The organism is Nostoc sp. CALU 1950, from assembly GCF_051172895.1.
Lineage (GTDB): Bacteria > Cyanobacteriota > Cyanobacteriia > Cyanobacteriales > Nostocaceae > Nostoc > Nostoc edaphicum_A.
Map to the genome: position 1 here is coordinate 1 of NZ_JBDNJQ010000480.1, position 263 is coordinate 263.

1 pseudogene is annotated in these 263 nt (G+C 39.2%); it reads left to right on the forward strand.

Annotated features, from left to right (window positions below):
• Positions 1-14 precede the first annotated feature (14 nt).
• Positions 15-263, forward strand: a pseudogene (locus ABF638_RS38490) (relaxase/mobilization nuclease domain-containing protein); the annotation flags it as partial.

Consider the following 263-nt stretch of genomic DNA (forward strand, 5'->3'; position numbering starts at 1 on the left):
CATCACAAAGAGCAGTGGATGCAATCTCTGACTTTATTGAACAGTCAGTAGTTGATGATGCCTTGGCTGAAACGTTGCCACAATTAACAGAACAACTATCTATTTATCGGCAACAACTCTTTCGAGCTAAAACTGCATTCAATGACTTTGAAACAGCGTTGACGACTGAGTTGCAATCCCACGCAGAGAAGAAAGCAATTTTGTCAATCTCTGATTATATTGAGCAATCAGCTATCGAGTCAGCTTTAACTGAAACAGTATTA